Genomic DNA, 18,196 nt, shown 5'->3' on the forward strand with positions numbered 1-18,196 from the left:
CTTTGTACACTGGCGCCGCCGGGCTTGGCAATGCGCCGCGATGGCAACGCAGCGGTCCTGGTCGGTTTACGAACGCGGCGCCACCGATTCGCTTGGTCGGATGTTCAGACTGAAACATTTGCTAAAGCAAAGTGCTGGGTTATAAATAAGTTTCGAGCGACGCAGGAAGCCTCCGCATGGAATCGAAAGAACAACTGTTAATGGAACTGCTGGGCCACACGGCTCGCTCCCTGACCCATCTCACCGCGTCCGTCACCTCGATGTCTTTCGAGTTGCTGCGCAGTGACGACGAAGTGGTCAAATCCGCCGGTCGGCACATGATCGATCGCATGGCCACCATCAGCGCCGGGCTCGATGAGCACTGGCGATTGATCGGCGAGCTCACCGGCGTGCACGTCGCCCATGAGCAGATCGAAACCATTCAGGAAATCCAGCTGGCGGCACCGCCGCAGTTGCCGCCGAACTGATCGCGGCGATTTATCGGCTGTCCTGATAACCGTCGATTCACAAGACGAACGTCGCTGGCGCCGTCTCTGCGCACGGGCCATAGTTTTGTTCCCGCGGGCGTGATTGCCTGCTCCCGAACAAGACAGAGACTGGCCATGACCAAGACTCTTCACCACCGTGCATGCCACCTGTGCGAAGCCATTTGCGGCCTGACCATCGAAACCACGGAAACCGATGGCAACGTCGCGATCACCTCGATCAAGGGTGATGCCCTCGACACTTTCAGCCGCGGCCATATCTGCCCGAAAGCCGTGGCCCTGCAAGATATCCAGAACGATCCCGATCGCCTGCGTCAGCCGATGCGCCGCGTCGGCAGCGAATGGCTGCCGATCGAGTGGGACGAGGCGTTTGCGCTGGTGGCCGAGAAACTCGCGGCGATTCAGGAACGTCACGGGCAGAACGCCGTTGCGGTGTATCAGGGCAATCCGAGCGTGCACAACTACGGCCTGATGACCCACAGCAATTACTTCCTGGGGTTGCTGAAAACCCGCAATCGCTACTCGGCAACGTCGGTCGATCAACTGCCGCACCACCTCAGCAGCTATCTGATGTATGGCCACGGTTTGCTGTTACCGATTCCGGACATCGATCACACCGATTTCATGCTGATCCTCGGCGGCAATCCGCTGGCGTCCAACGGCAGCATCATGACCGTGCCGGACGTCGAGAAGCGCCTGAAGGCGATTCAGGCGCGCGGCGGCAAAGTGGTGGTAGTCGATCCGCGCCGCAGCGAAACCGCAGCGATGGCTGATCAGCACGTGTTCGTCCGCCCGGGCGGCGATGCGGCGCTGTTGTTCGGCATGCTCAATACGCTGTTCAGCGAAGGCCTGACCCGCGACAGCCATTTGCCGGTCGATGGCCTCGACGAGGTGCGCAACGCCGTGGCTGCGTTTAGCGCCGAAGCGATGAGCCCGCTCTGCGCAGTGCCGGCCGAGCAGATTCGCCAACTGGCGCGCGACTTCGCTGCCGCACCGAGTGCGGTCTGCTACGGGCGCATGGGCGTCTCGACCCAGGCCTTCGGCACCCTCTGTCATTGGGTGGTGCAGTTGATCAATCTGGTCACCGGCAACCTCGACCGCGTTGGCGGTGCACTGTGCACCGAACCGGCGGTGGATCTGGTGGCGTCGACCTCGGGCGGGCATTTCAACAAATGGCAGAGCCGGGTTTCCGGGCGTCCTGAATACGGCGGCGAGTTGCCGGTCTCGGCACTGGCCGAAGAGATGCTCACGGAGGGCGAGGGGCAGATCCGCGCGCTGATCACTGTGGCCGGCAACCCGGTGTTGTCGACACCCAACGGCCGGCAGCTGGAGCAGGCGCTGGACGGCCTCGACTTCATGCTCAGCATCGACCTGTACATCAACGAAACCACGCGCTATGCCGATCTGATCCTGCCGTCGACCTCGGCGCTGGAAAACGATCACTACGACACCACGTTCAATCTGTTCGCGGTGCGTAACGTCACCCGCTTCAATCGCGCCATCCTCGGCAAGCCCGAGGGGGCTTTGCATGATTGGGAGATCTTCGTCGGGCTGGCCAAGGCCTTCGCCGAGAAAACCGGTAAAGAACTGAAACCGACGATGCCGCCGGCGAAGATGATCGACATGGGCCTGCGCATGGGCCGCTACGGCGATGCGTCCGAGCACAAGCTGTCGCTGGCGACGCTGTTCGATCATCCGCACGGTATTGATCTGGGGGCGCTGAAGCCGAATCTGGCGTCACGTCTGAAAACGCCGAATCAGCGTATCCAGGCTGCACCGCCGGAAATTCTCGCCGACCTCGCACGCTTTGCCGCGTTGCAGGCGCCGGCAGCCGATGAATTGTTGATGATCGGTCGCCGCCATGTACGCAGCAACAATTCGTGGATGCACAATTTTCATCGGCTGGTGAAAGGCAAGCCACGGCATCAGTTGCTGATGCACCCGGATGACCTGGCCAGCCGTGGTCTGGCTGATGGGCAACGGGTTCGGGTGAGTTCGCGGGTCGGGCAGATCGAGGTGGAAGTGCTCGCCAGTCTCGACATGATGAAAGGCGTGGTCAGCCTGCCGCACGGCTGGGGCCATGCGCGCCCGGGCGTGCAGATGGCGATCGCCAGCGGCCAGCCGGGATCGAGCGCCAACGACCTGACCGATGAGTGCCAGCTCGACGAACTGTCGGGCAACGCGGCGTTGAACGGTGTGCCGGTGACCGTGGCGGCGGCCTGAGTGGGTCTGTCGGGGAGACCGAGCATGGCGCTCGGGATTCCGTTACAATGCGCCACCGTGCCGACCTCTGAGTCGGAAAGTTCAGCCGAGGTGCTCCATGGATATCATCGAAACGATTAAAGAGCAGATTGCCAACAACACCATTCTGCTTTACATGAAAGGCTCGCCGAATGCCCCGCAGTGCGGCTTCTCCGCAAAAGCTGCGCAAGCCGTGATGGCCTGTGGTGAAAAGTTCGCGTACGTGGACATCCTGCAGAACCCGGAAATCCGCGCCAACCTGCCAAAATACGCCAACTGGCCGACTTTCCCGCAACTGTGGGTCGGCGGTGAGCTGGTCGGCGGCAGTGACATCATGACCGAGATGGCTGCAGACGGTTCGCTGCAAAGCACCATCAAGGCGGCTGTGGAAGCGGCAGCGGCGAACAAGTCCGAAGCCTGATTCTACTTTCATATAGTTTCGCCCGACGACGCGTCTCCTGTAGGAGCTGTCGAGTGAAACGAGGCTGCGATCTTTTGATCTTCGGCCAACAAAAAGCCCCGCACCTCGAAAGAGGGCGGGGCTTTTTGTTGGTTATACGAGTTGACTGAGTATCAAGGCTGAAATCGATAAAGATCGCAGCCTCGTTTCACTCGACAGCTCCTACTCTTCGCCCATCTGCGACTGCAGATAGTTTTCCAGGCCGATCTTGTCGATCAGGCCGAGCTGGGTTTCCAGCCAGTCGATGTGTTCTTCTTCCGACTCGAGAATGTCTTCGAGCAGTTCACGGCTGCCGAAGTCGCCAACGGTTTCGCAATGGGCGATGGCGGCTTTCAGATCGGCGTGGCCGGTCTTTTCGATGCGCAGGTCGCATTCGAGCATCTCGCGGGTGTGCTCGCCGATGTGCAGCTTACCCAAGTCCTGAACGTTCGGCAGGCCTTCAAGGAACAGGATGCGCTTGATCAGCTTGTCCGCGTGTTTCATCTCGTCGATGGATTCGTGGTATTCGTGCTTGCCGAGCTTATTCAGACCCCAATCTTCATACATGCGCGCATGCAGGAAGTACTGATTGATCGCGACCAGCTCATTGGCGAGGATCTTGTTGAGATGCTGGATGACTGTAATGTCGCCTTTCATGATCGGAGTCCTGCCCTGTATTAACCGTATATAAGGCGGAGTTTGAGCTTGGCAGTTATAAGTGTCAAACCTAAGCTATTGAATAATAAATGAAAATTAATCGGAATAAGAATGTTTGTGTTCCGCGTCTGGACGCTAAGCAATTGATTTTCAGGCATAAAAAAACCGGACATCTAGTCCGGTTCTTTGAAATGGGGCATTTACGCAGCAGTAAATTCTACCGGGTAAGGGATCGCGGCCTGGGCGGTTTGCAGCTTGGTCAGGGTTTCGCGCACCACTTCCTTGGCAAGGCAGGCGCATTTGCCACACTGGCTGGCGACGCCGGTGGCCTGGCGAACTTCTTTGTAGCTGCAGCAACCTTCATAGATCGCTTCGCGGATCTGTCCGTCGGTGACGCCAGTGCAGAGGCAAACATACATAAGTAAGAACCGTCGCTGGTTGTGACTCAATTGCGATGGATCTTAATGTTAACGAGAATGATTGTCAAAGTGCTTTCGGAACGCTTCGCAGCCAATTTCCCGGCGACTGACGAACGGTATTTTCCAAATGCGCGTCTGACCCCATGAATACGCAGTGGATAACCGAACAGGGAAAATCCGTTACGGACAGGCCAAACACGCAGTGTATGATGGTCGTCCCTTGCGAAGAGGGTTCGTGTCACAGGGCTGTCGCCTGAGGGGGACAGGCTGGCCCGGACCCTGAACTTCAAGTTTCTACACCAGGAGATATCAATGAGCGTACTCGTAGGCAAACAAGCCCCAGACTTCACCGTCCCGGCCGTACTCGGCAATGGCGAGATCGTTGACAGCTTCACCCTGTCCTCGGCCATCAAAGGCAAATACGGCCTGGTGTTCTTCTACCCGCTGGACTTCACCTTCGTCTGCCCGTCCGAGCTGATCGCTTTGGACAACCGCATGGCTGACTTCAAGGCGCGCAACGTTGAAGTGATCGCTGTGTCGATCGACTCGCACTTCACTCACAACGCCTGGCGCAACACTCCAGTGAACAATGGCGGCATCGGTCAGGTGAAATACACCATGGCTGCCGACATGAAGCACGACATCGCCAAGGCATACGACGTTGAATCCGAAGGCGGCGTGGCTTTCCGTGGCGCGTTCCTGATCGACGACAAAGGCGTGGTTCGCTCGCAGATCATCAACGACCTGCCGCTGGGCCGTAACATGGAAGAGCTGATCCGTCTGGTCGACGCGCTGCAATTCCACGAAGAGCACGGCGAAGTCTGCCCGGCCAACTGGAAGAAAGGCGACAAAGGCATGAACGCTTCGCCGGAAGGCGTTGCGGCTTACCTGACCGAGAACGCTGCGGCCCTGTAAGGCGCAACGTCGAGGTACAAAAAAACCGGCCCACGTGGCCGGTTTTTTCATGCGCGGGATTTGCTCGCCGACGATCAGTCGTCGAAGTCTTCCCAGCCGCCCATCTGCTTCCAGCGATTGACGATGCCGCAGAACAGCTCAGCGGTCTTTTCGGTGTCGTAACGCGCCGAGTGCGCTTCACGACCGTCGAAATCGATGCCGGCCGCCTGACAGGCTTTCGCCAGCACGGTCTGACCATACGCCAGACCCGCCAGGGTCGCGGTGTCGAAACTGGAGAACGGGTGGAACGGGTTGCGCTTCATGTCCAGGCGCGCAACTGCTGCGTTGAGGAAGCCCAGGTCGAAACTGCTGTTGTGCCCGACCAGAATCGCCCGCTTGCAGCCGTTGGCTTTGAGCGCCTTGCGGATGCCACGGAAGATGTCGGTCAGCGCGGTTTCTTCGCTGACGGCCATGCGCAGCGGGTGATCGAGCTTGATACCGGTGAACTCCAGCGCTGCCGCTTCAACGTTGGCGCCTTCGAATGGCTCGACGCGGAAGAAGTAGGTGTGATCCGGGTAGACGAAACCCTTTTCATCCATGGCGATGGTGGTCGCGGCAATCTCCAGCAAGGCATCGGTGGCTGCGTTGAAGCCACCGGTTTCTACGTCGACGACAACCGGCAGGTAGCCGCGAAAGCGCGCTGCCATCGGATGATGGGAACCGCCGCCGCCACCTTGACCGTCCAGTTCATCGTCGAAATTGTCTTCACTCACGCGTGTTCCTCCAGCAGGCGCCAGCGCAGTTTTTCACCGGCGCGCAGCGGGATAACGGTCAGCTCGCCAAATGGCAGGCTGGTCGGGGCGGTCCATTCTTCACGGACCAGGGTGATGCGATCGGTATTTGCCGGCAGGCCGTAGAAACGCGGGCCGTTGAGGCTGGCGAAGGCTTCGAGCTTGTCCAGCGCGTTACGCTGTTCGAACGCTTCGGCATACATCTCGATGGCGGCGTAAGCGGTGTAGCAACCGGCACAACCGCAGGCGGCTTCCTTGGCGTGCTGGGCGTGGGGCGCCGAGTCGGTGCCGAGGAAGAACTTGGCGCTGCCACTGGTGGCGGCGTCGAGCAAGGCTTCCTGATGGGTATTGCGCTTGAGAATCGGCAAGCAGTAGAAGTGCGGCCGAATCCCGCCGACCAGCATGTGGTTGCGGTTGTACAGCAGGTGATGCGCGGTGATGGTCGCGCCAACGTTGGCCGAAGCCTCGTTGACGAACTGCACGGCGTCGCCGGTGGTGATGTGTTCGAACACCACTTTCAGCGTCGGGAAACGCTCGACCACGCGGCGCATGTGCTCGTCGATGAAAATCTTTTCGCGGTCGAATACATCGACGTCGCCACGGGTGACTTCACCGTGGATCAACAGCGGCATGCCGACTTCGGCCATGGCTTCCAGCGCCGGGAAGATCTTGTCGATGCTGGTCACGCCGGAATCGGAGTTGGTGGTCGCGCCGGCCGGGTACAGCTTGGCGGCGTAGACGAAACCGCTGGCCTTGGCCTGACGAATTTCTTCCGGTTGGGTGCGGTCGGTGAGGTACAGCACCATCAACGGCTCGAACTGACTGCCGGCCGGGCGGGCAGCGAGAATGCGCTGACGATAGCCGTCGGCTTCAGCGGCGTTGCGCACCGGCGGTACCAGGTTCGGCATGATGATCGCGCGCCCGAAGGTGCGGGCCACATCGGCAACGGTATTGGTCAACACGGCACCATCGCGAAGATGAATGTGCCAGTCGTCGGGACGCAGCAGGGTCAGGCGGTCGGACATGAGGGGATTCCAGGCGGGTCAAACTGAGGCGAATGCTACCGGAAAAGACTCTTGCAGGCACCCGCTATCAAGTTTTGCCACGAGCGTCCGATATCCCGGAGGTATGCCGTAAACATTGTGTGAATCGGTGTTTGTGTTTCACAAGCCAATGGAGCCTCCCGTGCGCCAGCGTTATTTAGCCCTGCTCAGTGTGTTTGCCAGCCTTCCCGCGATGGCGCTGACTTACCAGACCCGTCTGGAGAACATTGAGTGGACGGTCGCCGGCGACCAGTTCGAATGCCGCCTGACCCAGCCGATTACCGATTTCGGCTCGGGCGAGTTCGTGCGCAAGGCCGGTGAACAGGCGATCTTTCGCCTGAATGCCTACAACGCCATGCTTGGCGGCGGTTCGGCGACTTTGCTCGCTGCCGCTGCACCTTGGCAGCCAGGGCGTGGCGACATCAATCTGGGCTCTGTGCGTCTGGGCAGCGGCAATGTGTTGTTCAACAGCTCGCAATCCCAGGCCGGGGGATTGATCAGCGGTCTGCTGGACGGTCGCAGCCCGGTGGTACGTCGTGCGTCTGGCGATGGCCGCGTCTCCGAAGTGCGTTTGTTGCCGGTGAAATTCAGCAAGGCGTTCAACGACTATCAAGGCTGTGTGGCGAAATTGCTGCCGCAGAATTTCGACCAGATCAAGCAGTCGCAGATCGGCTTCCCCGGCGAAGGCGTTGAGCTGGACCCGGCTGCCAAGGCCAAGCTGCAAGTGATGCTCGAATACATGAAGGCCGACCCGACGGTGAACCACATTGACCTCGACGGCCATTCCGACAACAGCGGCAATCGTCTGACCAACCGCGAATTGTCGCGCCGCCGCGCGCTGGCGGTGGTGGATTTCTTCAAGGCCAACGGCATTCAGGAATCGCAGATCACCGTGCGTTTCCACGGCGAGCAGTATCCGATCGTGCCCAACACCAGCAAGGCCAATCGTGCGAAGAACCGTCGGGTCAACGTGAAATTGTCGCGCGTCGCACCGACTACCGCCCCGGCTCCGGCGCCGCAAGCGGGTACGCCAGCCACCGCCGCAACGACTTCCTGACTCGCCGGTCATCGTCGCGCTCTCGACAGATTCTGTCGCTTTGTCGTCTTAAGCTGTCGCGCCTCTGTAAATTATCGCGTTTGAGCGGTAGACTCCCCCGCTTTCCGTAGAACCCCGTGGAGTGATGGCATGGCGGACGTAAACAAGGTCGTTCTGGCGTATTCCGGCGGCCTGGACACTTCGGTGATCCTCAAGTGGCTGCAGGATACTTATAACTGTGAAGTGGTGACCTTCACCGCTGATCTCGGTCAAGGCGAAGAGGTCGAGCCGGCCCGCGCCAAGGCTCAGGCCATGGGCGTCAAAGAAATCTACATCGATGACCTGCGCGAAGAATTCGTGCGTGATTTCGTGTTCCCGATGTTCCGCGCCAACACCGTTTACGAAGGCGAGTACCTGCTGGGTACTTCCATCGCCCGTCCGCTGATCGCCAAGCGCCTGATCGAAATTGCCAACGAAACCGGCGCCGACGCCATTTCCCATGGCGCCACCGGCAAGGGCAACGACCAGGTGCGTTTCGAACTGGGCGCCTACGCGCTCAAGCCAGGCGTAAAAGTTATTGCCCCTTGGCGCGAGTGGGACCTGCTGTCCCGCGAGAAGCTGATGGACTACGCCGAGAAGCACGCGATCCCGATCGAACGCCATGGCAAGAAAAAATCTCCATACTCGATGGACGCCAACCTGCTGCACATCTCTTATGAAGGCGGCGTGCTGGAAGACACCTGGACCGAGCACGAAGAAGACATGTGGCGCTGGACCGTCTCCCCGGAGAAGGCTCCCGACACCCCGCAGTACCTGGAACTGACCTACCGCAACGGCGACATCGTCGCGCTGGACGGCGTCGAAATGACCCCGGCCACCGTACTGGCGACGCTGAACAAGATCGGCGGCGAGCACGGCATCGGTCGTCTCGACATCGTCGAAAACCGTTATGTCGGCATGAAGTCCCGTGGCTGCTACGAAACCCCGGGCGGCACCATCATGCTGCGCGCTCACCGCGCCATCGAATCGATCACTCTGGACCGCGAAGTCGCTCACCTCAAAGACGAGCTGATGCCCAAGTACGCCAGCCTGATCTACACCGGTTACTGGTGGAGCCCTGAGCGTCTGATGCTGCAACAGATGATCGATGCTTCGCAGGTCAACGTGAACGGCGTAGTGCGCCTGAAGCTGTACAAGGGCAACGTCATCGTCACCGGTCGCAAGTCCGATGATTCGCTGTTCGACGCCAACATCGCCACCTTCGAAGAAGACGGCGGCGCTTACAATCAGGCCGATGCGGCGGGCTTCATCAAGCTCAACGCGCTGCGCATGCGCATTGCTGCCAACAAGGGCCGCAAGTTGTTCTGAGTGGCTCAGACCCACGCGCAATAAAAAAGGCGGCCAGTTCAGGGCCGCCTTTTTTTTCGGAATTTTCATCGGGTTCATCAAGCCGTTTCTCTTGTCTGCCCGCTTGCGGGATGTGCCACGCCTGTCAGCTGGTTCGCCCCAGCAGGGTAACTGTCTGGGTGCACAGGTTGTAAACGACACACAGTGTTGCACCTGAGCTTTTCTTCGCCTGTTTGATCTGTTGCAGCGAAGTATGCGCCAGAGAGTCCGAAACATGATTCGTTAGAAAAACCAGCACTCGCGGATTTTTTTTACCGGCGCTCCGAAGAGTGTCGAGAATCGCATCGAACTCCCTGGACGCATCAACGTCCCGGGCGTCGATGATGTTCAGTTCGCTTATCAGCGGTGACAGTTTGATCGTCTGCACCACGGGGTTCGCTTGGCCATCAATATCGGTTGGTGGGTCAGGCGCGTTGTGAATCCTGCATGGACGCTGGAATCCGCCGCTCCCAGTGTTGCTGGACACCACGCAGCTGGTTATCTCGAAAGCGCACGATCCATCGGTTTTTCGCAACGGTACTTTTCGTTCGCTGTCGCGTTCCGAATGTTCAGCCGCCTTCAGGAAATTTTTGTCCTTGCCGAAATCCGAGGGCGAGTAGAGCGAGCGGTGGTTGAAGTTGAGCGTGATAAAAAAAAGAAATAACAAGTAAAACGGAAAGCTGATCAGAAACCAGACATAAATCTCCCGGTCCTTGTTGTCGAGAAATGGCAGCGATACCGCCGCTGAAGTTTCCGAAATAATGGCGAATATCGCGATGACTGTCATTGGGTTAGTGATCTTGTTCGTTATCTTGAGCATGATTCAAGTTCTATGCTGTTTGTTTGAGGTTGAATATTTCTATATATAGCAAAAGCCTTCATTGAAGTTTCAGGCTGTTGTTTCAAGTTTTATAGAAGGGCTGCCGGTGCGTCGAATATGCAGTAGCGGCGGTTCGTTACGTCATATGTCGAATCGGCAGCCGGCAAAAGTGGTCCAGGAAATTTCAGATGGCTCGATTGGAATTCGCAGCTGCGTAGGACGTGTGCGCAGTAAACGGAAATTCGTTGCGGCCTTGAAGGACGGGAAGCAATTGCGATGGATGCGACGGGACCTATTTGTGGGAATTATCCTCAATGCCTGTAGGGAATGTCTCTCGATGCAAATGCGTGTAAAAGTTGCCATCCCTTGAAGCAAGTGACTGGGATATCGTGCGTGTTCTAAAAATTCGAACAGCGAAAACTGGACTTGCCCATGAATAAAGTGCTGATCGTGGATGACCACCCCGTCATTCGACTTGCGGTACGTATGCTGATGGAACGGCATGGCTACGAAGTCATTGCAGAAACGGATAATGGCGTTGATGCACTACAAATTGCTCGTGAACAAATACCGGATCTTGTCATTCTGGATATTGGAATACCCAAACTCGATGGACTGGAAGTTATTGCTCGCCTGACTTCCACCGCCATGCCGGTGAAAGTGCTGGTGCTGACTTCCCAGGCTCCCGGACATTTTTCAATGCGTTGCATGCAATCGGGTGCAGCGGGTTATGTGTGCAAGCAGCAGGATCTGACCGAACTGCTGAGTGCGATCAAGGCAGTTCTGTCCGGCTACAGCTATTTCCCCAATCAGGCCCTGCACACCGTGCGTACAAGTCTGGGCAATGCGAGTGAGGCGGACATGGTTGATCGTCTGTCCGGGCGGGAAATGATGGTGTTGCAGCAATTGGCACGCGGCAAGACCAACAAGGAAATCGCCGACGGCATGTTTTTGAGCAACAAAACTGTTAGCACTTACAAGACTCGCCTGTTGCTGAAACTCAATGCGCGGTCTCTGGTTGATCTGATCGAGTTGGCGCAGCGCAACGGCCTTGTTTGAACGATTCGACAGCTGAGACCGTCATGGGCCGATCAAGCTCGGTTGTCGCAGAAAATGAAAAGCCTCCGCTTCGGGAGGCCTTCAGGTATCACAGATCAAAATCGTAATCGGCCAATTGCCTTTGCAGTCGGCGCTCCTCAAGCAGGTTGTCGATTGTGCGACGCTTGCTGAGGTTGGTCTTCGCCACCTCTACCACCGGTTCGACCTCATCGGCCTCGACGGCAATAAAATCTTCTTCTACATCCAGTTGCTCTTTGTCGGTACTCATGAAGTCAACTCCCGGCTAAGACTGCCTTTGGCGCTCCTTATATCGACATTACTGCGGCGGGTAAAAAAGATTTTTTCAATCGATGGATACGAAAAACCGATGACGGCTCAATCGTCAGAAGTTTTATGTTTGTATTCGCACAGATCTTCGATGCGGCAGCTGCCACAGCGCGGTTTACGCGCCAGGCAAACATAGCGGCCATGCAAAATCAGCCAGTGATGGGAGTCGAGCAGGAATTCTTTCGGTACAAACTTCATCAGCTTCATTTCAACTTCCACCACATTTTTCCCCGGCGCGATGCCGGTGCGATTGCTGACGCGGAAAATGTGCGTGTCGACCGCCATGGTCAATTGACGGAAAGCGGTGTTGAGCACCACGTTGGCGGTCTTGCGCCCGACGCCCGGCAGGGCTTCCAGTTCTTCCCGGGTTTGCGGAACTTCACCGCCGTGACGTTCAACCAGCAGACGGCAGGTTTCGATGACGTTCTTCGCTTTGCTGTTGTACAGGCCAATGGTCTTGATGTACTCGGACAGCCCCTCGACACCCAGCGCATGAATCGCGGCGGGTGTATTGGCGACGGGAAAGAGTTTGGCGGTCGCCTTGTTGACGCCGACATCGGTGGACTGCGCCGAAAGAATCACCGCAATCAGCAGCTCGAACGGCGAAGAGTAGGCCAGTTCGGTTTTCGGCTCGGGATTGTCTTCGTGCAGTCGGCGAAATATCTCAAGACGTTTTGCAGCATTCATGGGCGATGCGTTTCCTTGATGACAGAGTTGCGGCGTGTCCACGCGTGACGTACGGCGAGAAGCAGGCCCAGTAAAACGAAAGCGCCGGGGACCAGCGTAAACAGATGCAGCCCCTCGGGGAACAAAACCAGACCTTGCCAATGCTCCGAAAGACCTCGGCCAAGGCTGCCATAACCGATGATCTCGCGCAGCCCGCCCACCACCAGCATGAGCGCGCCGAACAAGGCGCAGCGTTTGAAGCTGACAGCGACGGGCTCGCGGAAGGCACCGTGGTATTCAAGCACGACGCAGTGCAAGGCGATCAGCCCTATGTAGAGCCCAGATGTTTGCTGCCATGGCAAAAACCAGCGTTGCGCCACAATATCCGCGCAACTGGTCAGCGTCGCAGCAAGCGTCAGGCTGGCGAGCAACGCACGGGTGCCCGTCAGGCGTTCGCGCAGCGGCGACATGCAAACGGCAAAAACGCCGAGCACCGCGCCGAGCATCAAGGTTATCCCCAGTGCAGCGCTGAGTGTTTGTGTGGCGCCCAATAGCGGCACCAGCATCAATAAACCTACCGTGCGTTTCATGAGCCAGTTCCTAACAGCAACGCCCGATGCTCATCGAAATAACGCAGTGCGTCATGAATCGCGTTGATGGCGGCACGGGAGGTAATGGTCGCGCCAGCGATTTGATCGAACTGCCCCTGATTCTTTTTCAGCGCCCAACCGGCGTCAGTCGGCTCGGTACGAGATTTGCCGAGGAAGGTCTGAAGCCAGGCATTCGGCCATTCACCGATGTGACCACCCAATCCTGGCGTTTCGCGCTGCTCAAGGGTTTTCACGCCTAGAACTCTGCCGTTTGCATCGATGGCTATCAGCAGTTCCAGAGTGCCTGCGTAACCTTCGCTGCGACTGCGCAACAGCACCGCAACTGTCTGTCCGGAGCGGGTCGCTCGATAGCCGCCTGACAGCGTGCTATGGCGCAAAACAGGCTCGGCGAGCGTCAGCGGTTGCTCCAGCGGCTGATTGTCGTAGAGCGCTGCAGGCATGACATCGAGCAGTTGGCGGCTATCGAGCAAGCGCTGCTCGCTGGCAATCTGCGGTGCACTGCTGCGCTGCAACACGTATGTCGCGCTCGCACCTACGAGAGCCAGCAGTACAACCGTCACGACACTCGCCGAGCGGTTCATGTGCTCACCGGCAGATGGCGGCTGGCGGCGAAGCGCTCCAGCGTCGGCACCAGCAGATTCATCAGCAATACCGCAAACGCGACGCCGTCCGGGTAACCACCCCAAGTACGAATCAGATAGGTGAGCAAGCCGACGCCAATGCCAAACAGCAGGCGGGCGAGGGCGCTTTTCGCGCCGGACACCGGTTCGGTCACGATAAAAAATGCACCGAGCATGGTCGCGCCGCTGAGCAGATGAAACAGCGGCGAACCATGGGAATCGGACCCCGATCCGTTCCAGCACAACAGGCTGATGAGGAACAGGCTGGCGAGCATCCCCACCGGTGCGTGCCAGGAAAAGATCCGCCGCTGCAACAGCCACAGGCCGCCGAGCAGAAACGCCAGATTCACCCATTCCACACCGCGCCCGCCGAAACGGCCGAAGGCCGGGTTGCTGGCGAACAGCTCATCGATGGTCAGGCTTTTATTGATGCGCAGACTGTCCAGTGCCGTGGCCTGCGCCCAAGCGTCCGGTGCTGGAGCCGGGTTGAAAACCTGTTGCAACGCCGAGGGGAAATCGAGGCCATGACCGGGCCATAGGGTCATCGCTTGCGGAAACAGCACCATGCTCAGGGCAAAACCAAGCATCGCCGGGTTGAACGGGTTTTTGCCGACGCCGCCATACAGATGTTTGCCGAACAACAGACCTGAAGCGGTCGCAATGACAGTCAGCCACCAAGGGCAATAAACCGGCAGCGCGGCGGCCAGCAACATCGCACTGACCAGCGCGCTGCCATCACGCAGTGCCGCTTGCACCGCTTGCCGACGCAGATGGGCGACCCCGGCTTCGACGAGCAAAGCACTGGCAACCGCCAACAGCAGATTGATCAACACGCCCCAGCCATACAGCCAGAACAAAGCGAGCAGCCCCGGCAGCGCTGCGAGCAGCACGGTATTCATCGCCTGTTGCAGGCGATCGTCCGCTGCCTCAAGGGGTGGCATGGTCTTGCACCTGGCGCTCGGCGTCAGTCACGGCTTGCTCCAGTGCTGCGATCTGCTCCGGCGCAGCCTCCGCTGCCTGAGCCTTTTTCAACTCGGCGCGGCGCATGGCCAACTGGATCTTGGCTCGCTTCAGTTCGGCGTCGTTGGTCGGTGCGGGAACGGCGGGAATTGCCGGTTGGCTTCTTTCCAGCTTCGCCAGTGCTTGCTCGGCGGCTTCGAATTGTTGCTGCAGGACGATCAGTTGCGACTGCTGTTCGAACGTCGGCGGATGGCCGAAAGCTTTCAGCGATTTATGCAACTGAGCCCGACTCATCGCCACATCGACCTTGGCCTTCTTCAGCGCCGCATCGGCGTTAGCGGCTTTTTGTGCGCGCACCCGCTCAAGTGCAGCCTGCACCGGATCGGCGGGCGAGACTTGCGGTTGTGCCGCACGCGCGGCTCGCGCTTCACGTTCGGCCTGCTTTTGCTGTTCTTCACGCAGCAGGCGCTGGTTGCGGCGCTCGAAACGCTGGCGCGCGTGGTCACGTTTGATCGCGCGGGCGCGCTGTTCTTCGAGATCAAATGCGAGACCGCCAACCACTGGGATCGTGTTCGCAGGCAAAGGATGCATTTCGATGCAGTCGACCGGGCACGGCGCAACGCACAGATCACAACCGGTGCACTCGTCGATCAGCACCGTGTGCATGAGTTTTGCCGCGCCGACGATGGCGTCGACCGGGCAGGCCTGAATGCACTTGGTGCAGCCGATGCATTCGGCCTCGCGGATGAAGGCGACTTGCGGCGGTGCCGGGCCACGGCTGATGTCCAGTTCCAGGACCGGTATTTTCAACAGCTCGGCCAGGGCAGCGATGGTTTCTCCGCCGCCCGGCGGGCACTTGTTGATCGGCTCGCCGTCAACAATGCCTTGCGCATAGGGTTTGCATCCGGAATGGCCGCACTTGCCGCATTGGGTCTGCGGCAGCAGGGCATCGATGCGTTGAAGCAGACTCATGTTTTGATCAATCCACTGAATCCGAGAAAAATCACTGCGAGCAGTCCGGCGCTGATCAGATCGATCGGCAGGCCGCGAAAGGGCAGGGGAATATCGTTGTCGGCCGTGCGCTCGCGCAGGTCGCAGAACACACTCAACACCAGCCAGAAACCCAGCCCGGCGCCGAAGCTCAAAGCCGTTGCGTGCAGCAGGCCTTGATCGTTTTGCGCATTGATCAACGCCAGCCCGAGTACGCCGGCATTGCCCAGCAGCAGCGGCCACAATCCGTCGAACGGCCAATCCGGCAGCCCGCGCGCCAGCAGCTTCAGCAGCGGCGCGATCAACAACACACTCAACGGCAGAAACACGAACAGGCGCAGCGCTTCAAGCTGCAACGGCAGCAGTATCCACTGCCAGATCGCCTGACCGATAACGCTGACTACCAGCATCAGGCACAACGTCGCCAATCCCAGCGCATGTACCTGGCGTCGGCTGCCCGCCAGCAGCGGAGCGACGCCCAGCGGCCAGTGCAACACGAAATTGTTGAGCAGCGCAGCACTGATCAGCGTTAACACGAGTTCGGTCATGGTTCTGCCAGCGAAACGGGCGGGTGTCTCTTAAGGGTAGGCACTATCGGGCCAGATATGAAAAATCCCACCGGCATGCAGAGCACGTCGGTGGGATCGTTTTGCGGCAACGTCTTACTTGATGCGCTGACCTGGCTTGGCGCCGCTGTCCGGGCTCAGCAGGTAGATCTCTTCACCGCCGGGACCGGCTGCCATCACCATGCCTTCGGAAATACCGAACTTCATTTTCCGTGGTTTGAGGTTGGCGATCATCATGGTCAGACGACCGTCGAGCTTGGACGGGTCCGGATACGCGCTCTTGATCCCGGAGAACACGTTGCGTTGCTCGTCACCGATGTCGAGGGTCAGGCGCAGCAGCTTGTCCGCGCCTTCGACGTGTTCGGCCTTGACGATCAATGCGACGCGCAAATCGATGGCGGCAAAGGCGTCGAAATCGATTTCCGGCGACAGCGGATCCTTGGCCAGTTCGCCGTTGCCCGCAGGGGCGGCTGCGCCAGTGTCGGTCTGGCTGGCGGTCAGGTCTTCCTTGGAGGCGTCGGTCATGGCTTGCACTTTTACCGGGTCGATGCGGGTCATCAACGGTTTGAATTCGTTGAGCTGGTGGTTGGCCAGCAGGGTGGTGTGGTCATTCCAGGTCAGCGGCGCGACGTTGAGGAACGCCTCGGCATCAGCGGCCAGCAGCGGCAGTACCGGTTTGAGGAAGATCACCAACTGGCGGAACAGGTTGATGCCGGTGGCGCAGATCGCCTGGACTTCATCCTGCTTGCCTTCCTGCTTGTTCAACGACCACGGCGCCTTGTCGGCGATCCACGCGTTGGCGCGGTCAGCCAGGGCCATGGTTTCACGCATGGCGCGGGCGAAGTCGCGGGCCTCGTAGGCGTCGGCAATGCTCGGCGCGGCGGCGAGGAAGGCCTCGGTCAGCTCCGGCGCGGCATTGTTGTCGACCAGCAGACCGCCGTTACCTTTGTGGATAAATCCGGCGCAACGGCTGGCGATGTTGACCACTTTGCCGACCAGGTCGGAGTTGACCTTCTGCACGAAGTCTTCGAGGTTCAGATCGAGGTCATCGACGCCACGGCCCAGCTTGGCTGCGTAGTAATAGCGCAGGTATTCCGGCGATAGATGATCGAGATAAGTGCGGGCCTTGATGAACGTGCCGCGCGACTTGGACATTTTCTGACCATTGACGGTCAGGTAGCCGTGCACGTTGATGCCGGTCGGCTTGCGGTAGCCGGCGCCTTCGAGCATGGCTGGCCAGAACAGCGCATGGAAATTGACGATGTCCTTGCCGATGAAGTGGTACAGCTCGGCAGTCGAATCCTTGCCCCAGAACGCGTCGAAGTCCAGCTCTGGCGTGCGGTTGCAGAGGTTCTTGAAGCTGGCCATGTAACCGATCGGCGCATCCAGCCAGACGTAGAAATACTTGCCCGGTTCGCCCGGAATCTCGAAACCGAAGTACGGCGCATCGCGGGAAATGTCCCACTGCTGCAGGCCGGCATCCAGCCATTCGGCGATCTTGTTGGCCACGGCGTCCTGCAGGGTGCCGCTGCGGGTCCAGGTCTGCAGCATTTGCTGGAAATCCGGCAGTTTGAAGAAGAAGTGCTGGGAATCCTTGAGCACCGGGGTGGCGCCAGAGATAGCCGACTTCGGATCCTTCAGGTCGGTCGGTGCGTAGGTCGCGCCGCATTTTTCGCAGTTGTCGCCGTACTGGTCTTCGGTGCCGCATTTCGGGCAGGTGCCCTTGATGAAGCGGTCGGCCAGGAACATCTGCTTTTCCGGGTCGAAATACTGGGTGATCGAACGCTGGGCGATGTGCCCGGCGTCACGCAGCTTGAGGTAGATCTGGCTCGACAGCTCACGGTTTTCTTCGGCGTGAGTGGAGTGGAAATTGTCGAAATCGACGAGGAAGTCGGCAAAGTCGGCGCTGTGTTCAGCCTGCACGTTGGCGATCAGTTGTTCCGGGGTGATGCCTTCCTTTTCTGCGCGCAGCATGATTGCCGAACCGTGGGCGTCGTCGGCGCAGACATAGATGCATTGGTTGCCGCGATGCTTCTGGAAGCGCACCCACATATCGGTCTGGATGTATTCCAGCATGTGGCCAAGGTGGATCGAACCGTTGGCGTAGGGCAGGGCGCTGGTGACGAGGATCTTGCGTGGCTCGGACATGGGGCTTCGCTACTTGATGAAACGGAGGTCGGCCACTA

20 protein-coding genes are annotated in these 18,196 nt (G+C 58.9%); 7 read left to right on the plus strand and 13 right to left on the minus strand.

Features of this window, described 5'->3' with window-relative positions; genetic code table 11:
* Positions 1–176: 176 nt before the first annotated feature.
* The 3 genes from J5M66_RS21220 (at position 177) to grxD (ending at position 3,147) form a co-directional block, all read left to right on the plus strand.
* On the plus strand, positions 177–467 hold the full coding sequence (locus tag J5M66_RS21220; RefSeq protein ID WP_016773401.1) for a hypothetical protein: 291 nt from the start codon (positions 177–179) through the stop codon (positions 465–467).
* Between the two features lie 135 nt (positions 468–602).
* Entirely contained in the window at positions 603–2,708 is a 2,106-nt protein-coding gene (locus J5M66_RS21225; protein WP_206421630.1) for a molybdopterin oxidoreductase family protein, read from the plus strand.
* Between the two features lie 97 nt (positions 2,709–2,805).
* On the plus strand, positions 2,806–3,147 hold the full coding sequence (gene grxD, locus J5M66_RS21230) for a Grx4 family monothiol glutaredoxin (RefSeq protein WP_016773402.1): 342 nt from the start codon (positions 2,806–2,808) through the stop codon (positions 3,145–3,147).
* Positions 3,148–3,348: 201 nt separating this feature from the next.
* On the opposite strand, the gene bfr is transcribed toward grxD, so the two are convergent.
* Together bfr and J5M66_RS21240 are read right to left on the minus strand one after the other, a co-directional pair.
* A complete protein-coding gene (bfr, locus tag J5M66_RS21235; RefSeq protein ID WP_016773403.1) occupies positions 3,349–3,822 on the minus strand; it encodes a bacterioferritin in 474 nt (157 codons plus the stop codon).
* Between the two features lie 200 nt (positions 3,823–4,022).
* Positions 4,023–4,241 (minus strand): bacterioferritin-associated ferredoxin, encoded by a 219-nt coding sequence (locus J5M66_RS21240; RefSeq protein WP_003227725.1) that lies wholly within the window; start codon positions 4,239–4,241, stop codon positions 4,023–4,025.
* Between the two features lie 312 nt (positions 4,242–4,553).
* Between J5M66_RS21240 and J5M66_RS21245 the strand changes: the two genes are divergently transcribed.
* Positions 4,554–5,156 (plus strand): peroxiredoxin, encoded by a 603-nt coding sequence (locus tag J5M66_RS21245; protein WP_003227723.1) that lies wholly within the window; start codon positions 4,554–4,556, stop codon positions 5,154–5,156.
* 74 nt (positions 5,157–5,230) lie between these two features.
* Here the strand turns inward: J5M66_RS21245 and rnt are convergent, their stop codons facing one another.
* Together rnt and pyrC are read right to left on the minus strand one after the other, a co-directional pair.
* Positions 5,231–5,908 carry a ribonuclease T gene (rnt, locus tag J5M66_RS21250; RefSeq protein ID WP_207808407.1) on the minus strand — a complete coding sequence of 226 codons (678 nt, stop codon included), beginning with the start codon at positions 5,906–5,908 and terminating at the stop codon, positions 5,231–5,233.
* Entirely contained in the window at positions 5,905–6,951 is a 1,047-nt protein-coding gene (pyrC, locus tag J5M66_RS21255) for a dihydroorotase (protein ID WP_016773405.1), read from the minus strand. The genes rnt and pyrC overlap by 4 nt, the downstream gene beginning before the upstream one ends.
* 160 nt (positions 6,952–7,111) lie before the next feature.
* On the opposite strand from pyrC, the gene J5M66_RS21260 reads away from it, so the two are divergent.
* Both J5M66_RS21260 and J5M66_RS21265 read left to right on the plus strand, forming a co-directional pair.
* Complete coding sequence (locus tag J5M66_RS21260; RefSeq protein WP_122507760.1) at positions 7,112–8,026, plus strand: OmpA family protein; 915 nt, start codon at positions 7,112–7,114, stop codon at positions 8,024–8,026.
* A 129-nt stretch (positions 8,027–8,155) separates the two neighbouring features.
* A complete protein-coding gene (locus J5M66_RS21265; protein ID WP_007953201.1) occupies positions 8,156–9,373 on the plus strand; it encodes an argininosuccinate synthase in 1,218 nt (405 codons plus the stop codon).
* A gap of 124 nt (positions 9,374–9,497) precedes the next feature.
* Here the strand turns inward: J5M66_RS21265 and J5M66_RS21270 are convergent, their stop codons facing one another.
* Entirely contained in the window at positions 9,498–10,211 is a 714-nt protein-coding gene (locus tag J5M66_RS21270; protein ID WP_207808405.1) for a hypothetical protein, read from the minus strand.
* A 432-nt stretch (positions 10,212–10,643) separates the two neighbouring features.
* Here J5M66_RS21270 and J5M66_RS21275 point away from each other — a divergent pair, with 432 nt between their 5' ends.
* Positions 10,644–11,270, plus strand: a complete 627-nt coding sequence (locus tag J5M66_RS21275; protein WP_016773408.1) for a response regulator transcription factor — start codon at positions 10,644–10,646, stop codon at positions 11,268–11,270.
* A gap of 88 nt (positions 11,271–11,358) precedes the next feature.
* Here the strand turns inward: J5M66_RS21275 and J5M66_RS21280 are convergent, their stop codons facing one another.
* The 8 genes from J5M66_RS21280 to metG all read right to left on the minus strand — a co-directional run bounded on the left by J5M66_RS21280 (position 11,359) and on the right by metG (position 18,158).
* The gene (locus tag J5M66_RS21280) at positions 11,359–11,538 is read right to left on the minus strand and encodes a hypothetical protein (RefSeq protein WP_016773409.1); all 180 of its coding nucleotides are present in this window, start codon (positions 11,536–11,538) and stop codon (positions 11,359–11,361) included.
* A gap of 107 nt (positions 11,539–11,645) precedes the next feature.
* Positions 11,646–12,284: an endonuclease III gene (gene nth, locus J5M66_RS21285; RefSeq protein WP_016773410.1), complete on the minus strand. Its 639-nt coding sequence runs from the start codon at positions 12,282–12,284 to the stop codon at positions 11,646–11,648.
* Positions 12,281–12,853, minus strand: a complete 573-nt coding sequence (locus tag J5M66_RS21290; RefSeq protein WP_207808403.1) for an Rnf-Nqr domain containing protein — start codon at positions 12,851–12,853, stop codon at positions 12,281–12,283. Before J5M66_RS21290 ends, nth begins: the two co-directional genes overlap by 4 nt.
* Entirely contained in the window at positions 12,850–13,455 is a 606-nt protein-coding gene (locus J5M66_RS21295; RefSeq protein WP_123443734.1) for an RnfABCDGE type electron transport complex subunit G, read from the minus strand. Before J5M66_RS21295 ends, J5M66_RS21290 begins: the two co-directional genes overlap by 4 nt.
* On the minus strand, positions 13,452–14,435 hold the full coding sequence (locus J5M66_RS21300) for an RnfABCDGE type electron transport complex subunit D (RefSeq protein WP_207808401.1): 984 nt from the start codon (positions 14,433–14,435) through the stop codon (positions 13,452–13,454). The genes J5M66_RS21295 and J5M66_RS21300 overlap by 4 nt, the downstream gene beginning before the upstream one ends.
* Positions 14,422–15,426 carry an electron transport complex subunit RsxB gene (rsxB, locus tag J5M66_RS21305; RefSeq protein ID WP_207808393.1) on the minus strand — a complete coding sequence of 335 codons (1,005 nt, stop codon included), beginning with the start codon at positions 15,424–15,426 and terminating at the stop codon, positions 14,422–14,424. Before rsxB ends, J5M66_RS21300 begins: the two co-directional genes overlap by 14 nt.
* On the minus strand, positions 15,423–15,992 hold the full coding sequence (locus tag J5M66_RS21310; protein WP_123443731.1) for an Rnf-Nqr domain containing protein: 570 nt from the start codon (positions 15,990–15,992) through the stop codon (positions 15,423–15,425). Before J5M66_RS21310 ends, rsxB begins: the two co-directional genes overlap by 4 nt.
* Before the next feature lie 114 nt (positions 15,993–16,106).
* Entirely contained in the window at positions 16,107–18,158 is a 2,052-nt protein-coding gene (metG, locus tag J5M66_RS21315; RefSeq protein WP_123443730.1) for a methionine--tRNA ligase, read from the minus strand.
* Positions 18,159–18,196 lie beyond the last annotated feature (38 nt).

This window comes from Pseudomonas sp. 67(2021), assembly GCF_017491835.1.
Lineage (GTDB): Bacteria > Pseudomonadota > Gammaproteobacteria > Pseudomonadales > Pseudomonadaceae > Aquipseudomonas > Aquipseudomonas atacamensis.

Excerpts from the sequence above, each read along its gene's own strand:
- J5M66_RS21265 (WP_007953201.1), top strand. The coding sequence starts at position 8,156 with ATGGCGGACGTAAACAAGGTCGTTCTGGCGTATTCCGGCGGCCTGGAC.
- J5M66_RS21295 (WP_123443734.1), bottom strand. The coding sequence starts at position 13,455 with ATGAACCGCTCGGCGAGTGTCGTGACGGTTGTACTGCTGGCTCTCGTA.
- J5M66_RS21270 (WP_207808405.1), bottom strand. The coding sequence starts at position 10,211 with ATGCTCAAGATAACGAACAAGATCACTAACCCAATGACAGTCATCGCG.
- J5M66_RS21310 (WP_123443731.1), bottom strand. The coding sequence starts at position 15,992 with ATGACCGAACTCGTGTTAACGCTGATCAGTGCTGCGCTGCTCAACAAT.
- metG (WP_123443730.1), bottom strand. The coding sequence starts at position 18,158 with ATGTCCGAGCCACGCAAGATCCTCGTCACCAGCGCCCTGCCCTACGCC.
- J5M66_RS21245 (WP_003227723.1), top strand. The coding sequence starts at position 4,554 with ATGAGCGTACTCGTAGGCAAACAAGCCCCAGACTTCACCGTCCCGGCC.
- J5M66_RS21280 (WP_016773409.1), bottom strand. The coding sequence starts at position 11,538 with ATGAGTACCGACAAAGAGCAACTGGATGTAGAAGAAGATTTTATTGCC.
- nth (WP_016773410.1), bottom strand. The coding sequence starts at position 12,284 with ATGAATGCTGCAAAACGTCTTGAGATATTTCGCCGACTGCACGAAGAC.
- J5M66_RS21225 (WP_206421630.1), top strand. The coding sequence starts at position 603 with ATGACCAAGACTCTTCACCACCGTGCATGCCACCTGTGCGAAGCCATT.
- J5M66_RS21275 (WP_016773408.1), top strand. The coding sequence starts at position 10,644 with ATGAATAAAGTGCTGATCGTGGATGACCACCCCGTCATTCGACTTGCG.
- J5M66_RS21220 (WP_016773401.1), top strand. The coding sequence starts at position 177 with ATGGAATCGAAAGAACAACTGTTAATGGAACTGCTGGGCCACACGGCT.
- J5M66_RS21300 (WP_207808401.1), bottom strand. The coding sequence starts at position 14,435 with ATGCCACCCCTTGAGGCAGCGGACGATCGCCTGCAACAGGCGATGAAT.
- rsxB (WP_207808393.1), bottom strand. The coding sequence starts at position 15,426 with ATGAGTCTGCTTCAACGCATCGATGCCCTGCTGCCGCAGACCCAATGC.
- bfr (WP_016773403.1), bottom strand. The coding sequence starts at position 3,822 with ATGAAAGGCGACATTACAGTCATCCAGCATCTCAACAAGATCCTCGCC.
- pyrC (WP_016773405.1), bottom strand. The coding sequence starts at position 6,951 with ATGTCCGACCGCCTGACCCTGCTGCGTCCCGACGACTGGCACATTCAT.
- J5M66_RS21240 (WP_003227725.1), bottom strand. The coding sequence starts at position 4,241 with ATGTATGTTTGCCTCTGCACTGGCGTCACCGACGGACAGATCCGCGAA.
- J5M66_RS21290 (WP_207808403.1), bottom strand. The coding sequence starts at position 12,853 with ATGAAACGCACGGTAGGTTTATTGATGCTGGTGCCGCTATTGGGCGCC.
- grxD (WP_016773402.1), top strand. The coding sequence starts at position 2,806 with ATGGATATCATCGAAACGATTAAAGAGCAGATTGCCAACAACACCATT.